This is a genomic window from Anaerolineae bacterium (genome assembly GCA_014360855.1).
Classification (GTDB): domain Bacteria; phylum Chloroflexota; class Anaerolineae; order JACIWP01; family JACIWP01; genus JACIWP01.
In genome coordinates, this window is the sequence record JACIWP010000338.1 from 1 (window position 1) to 2,896 (window position 2,896).

The following is a 2,896-nucleotide window of genomic DNA, read 5'->3' on the forward strand; positions in this document are numbered from 1 at the left end:
TCATCCCCGGTCAGTGATATCTGCGAAACATTACGTTTCATAATTCTCCTATACAGTTAAGATAGAATGCACAACGTTCGTTATGCATTTGACATGATTGGATGACAGTTTTTTCATCTAGCAGGGTTCAGGGTGAAATTAGCCGGCATCTGCCGGCCTGCCGGCGCATTACATGCCGGCATCGACGCGCCGCATCCCCGCGCGAGCCTCGCACGGGCAGGGAAACCCGCGTTGTCCAACGCCCTTGTTCTATGCTATAATAATACATGGTTGGGATGAGAATCGTCTATGCGCAACGCCAGGACTTGCGGGGACGAACACGGGGGCCAATTCAGGGGAGAGCGACTGTCCGATATTCGGCCGGCACGCTATAGGACGCGCATCAGCCGGGCGAACAGCACACCACAGCACAGCGCTACGACAAGGCGCAATCCCATCTGTTGGATGACCACCTGTTGCCGGGGGGACAGCCGCAGGCCAAGCTTCGATACCCCCAGCATCAGGATATGCCCGCCGTCCAGGCCAGGGATGGGAAGCAGATTGGATATACCCAGAAATGCGGAGAGGAGCGCGAGCGTCCTGAGCCAGGGGAGCACCGCCGGCGAAGCAACGCCCGCTCCGTCTACCACGGCCAGGCCGACGAATAGGAGGAGATTGATCACTGGCCCGCTGGCGGCCACGCATACATCGTGATACAGGGGACGAGAGCTTTCGCCCGAAGGACTGAGCCGGCTGGGCAAACCGATCATGGCACCTACGGGGAAGGCGCGCAGGAGGAATTCCCGATCGGCTCGCAGTTGCCGGCGCCAGATGACCGGGCCCAACCCAATAGCAATGCGGCGGATGGGGATGCGCAGAAGGCGCGCCATGCCGGCATGGCCCAGCTCATGGACCATGGTGGCCACGATGAGCATTGCCAGCAGTCTCAGCACAGCAGTGGTGTTTCCCAACGAAAGCTCTTCAATCATCGCCTTTGCACCCATGCCCGACGGTCGGGAGAGGCTCTCATTATTGACTGTAGCCGGCCCAAAACAGGCATTCAATGGTACTTTCGGGCCATATAAGACGTTCAGCGAAGCAGGCAAGTTCACCCCTTTTGCAGGATCCGGGGCGAAAGCCGGCCACATGCGGCCAACTGCCGAATACTGGGGGAAACAACCATGCTCTACGTGAAGAACCTGACCCGGGATACCGTGCTGGTGGACCATGGCCGTGTGGCGAACAATGCCTGGACGCGACTGCGGGGCCTCATCGGGGTGCGTCACCTGGCGCCCGGGGATGGGCTGGCCATCATCCCCTGCCGGGGGGTACACTGCATGTTCATGTCCATCCCTATTGACGTGCTGTACGTGGACAAGTGCGATCGCGTGGTGGGGATGGACCAGGAGCTGAAGCCCTGGCGCTTCGGTTCCTTCTACAAGGGTGTGCATTACGTGATCGAACTGCCGGCCGGCACGATCGCCCGCACCGCCACGGAGGTGGGGGATCAACTTCAGGTGATGTATTGAAGCCCGCGGACACACAGCGGCCTTGGCACCTGCGCCCACTCGGAATCTTGCATGACGCGAATTGTAAGCTTTCTGAACTTCAAGGGCGGGACCGGCAAGACTACCACCGTGGTCAATCTGAGTATGGGGCTGGCCATGCGGGGATACCGCGTGCTGGCCATGGATCTCGACGCGCAGGGCAGTGTAGCCGGCTGGCTCGGTGCCCGCTATGAGCAAACTCTGGCCGAACTGTTACTGGGGAAAGCGGCCTGGTTCGACTGCATCACCCGAGCGCGCGCCCGGTTGGACATTATTGCGGCCGATCGCCGGCTGACGGAGGCGGAGCAAAAGTTGATTATGCAGCAGGAACAGCCTGATGTGTTGCGGCGCCGGCTGGCCGGCATCGAAGGGGCCGGCTACGACTTTATCCTCCTGGACTGCCCCCCATCTGTGAACTTGCTCTCCGAATGTGCCCTGCATTTCTCCCAGGAGGTCTGTATCCCGGTCTCCATGGAATATCTCGCCGTTGTCAGCGCCCGGCTGGTGGTGCTCGAAATCGTCCGGACGCGCCGGCTCTCCCCCGGCCATCCGGTCCGACTGGCGCTGGTGATCCCGACCTTTTACGATCGGCGGTATGCCAAATCCCGGGAGATCATCGCAATGCTCCAGCGGCATTTCCCGGGGATTGTCGCGGAACCTATTCGCGCCAGCGCACGCCTTTCCGAGGCACCCAGCCATCATCTGACGATCTTTGAGTATGACCCCACCGGCCCAGGGAGCATAGATTAGGCACGCCTGGCAGAAAGGATCATCGGACATGCCTGAACAACCACCCCGCCGCACCCCCAAACGTTCCCAACGCCTCCTGGGAGATCCTCTGGCAGACCTGGATCAGCAGATTGCGGATGCGACGTCCCCGGCTTCCGAGACCGCCGGCGAACAAGCGCCGGCCGCGCCACCAGGGGAAGAACCCCTGCCAGCACAGGCCGAGGTTGAGGAAGTCGAGCCGGCGGCCGTCGCGGCGGTCTGTCCCTACCTCGGGACGGCGGAGGACCCGACCGAGCATATTCTGGAACCCCATCCGAGACATCGCTGTTACGGTGCACAGCCACCGTTAGAGATCTTCGAAGCACATCAGGAGATATTTTGCCTAACCTCTGAATATCCCTCGTGTGAAATGTTCCTCTGGGTGAACGCCGCGGACGAGCAGACCATCTCTCCGCCAGGGGCCAGGAAGAAGGGTCTGTTCCGGCGAAAATAGCACGCTGGGAACGGCTTACCCTGCTGACTCTTACCCACTTTCATAGGCGAGAGACCATCGGTAGGTGAAGAGAGCGCGTCTGATCAGTCGGGGCTTGAGGATCCAGGGCATAGCCAAGAGGCGCAGGGCCATCCAGGCGGCGCTCGTC

The 2,896-nt window shown here is 60.8% G+C and carries 4 protein-coding genes; 3 read left to right on the top strand and 1 reads right to left on the bottom strand.

What is annotated here, in order from left to right; genetic code table 11:
• Positions 1 to 368 precede the first annotated feature (368 nt).
• Complete coding sequence (locus H5T60_13650; protein ID MBC7243476.1) at positions 369 to 968, bottom strand: site-2 protease family protein; 600 nt, start codon at positions 966 to 968, stop codon at positions 369 to 371.
• Positions 969 to 1,160: 192 nt separating this feature from the next.
• Here H5T60_13650 and H5T60_13655 point away from each other — a divergent pair, with 192 nt between their 5' ends.
• Genes H5T60_13655 through H5T60_13665 form a run of 3 tightly spaced genes read left to right on the top strand, consistent with a single transcriptional unit; the run spans position 1,161 to position 2,748 of the window.
• Positions 1,161 to 1,508 (top strand): DUF192 domain-containing protein, encoded by a 348-nt coding sequence (locus H5T60_13655; protein MBC7243477.1) that lies wholly within the window; start codon positions 1,161 to 1,163, stop codon positions 1,506 to 1,508.
• 51 nt (positions 1,509 to 1,559) lie between these two features.
• The gene (locus tag H5T60_13660) at positions 1,560 to 2,276 is read left to right on the top strand and encodes a ParA family protein (protein MBC7243478.1); all 717 of its coding nucleotides are present in this window, start codon (positions 1,560 to 1,562) and stop codon (positions 2,274 to 2,276) included.
• Between the two features lie 28 nt (positions 2,277 to 2,304).
• On the top strand, positions 2,305 to 2,748 hold the full coding sequence (locus H5T60_13665; protein MBC7243479.1) for a hypothetical protein: 444 nt from the start codon (positions 2,305 to 2,307) through the stop codon (positions 2,746 to 2,748).
• Positions 2,749 to 2,896: the final 148 nt, after the last annotated feature.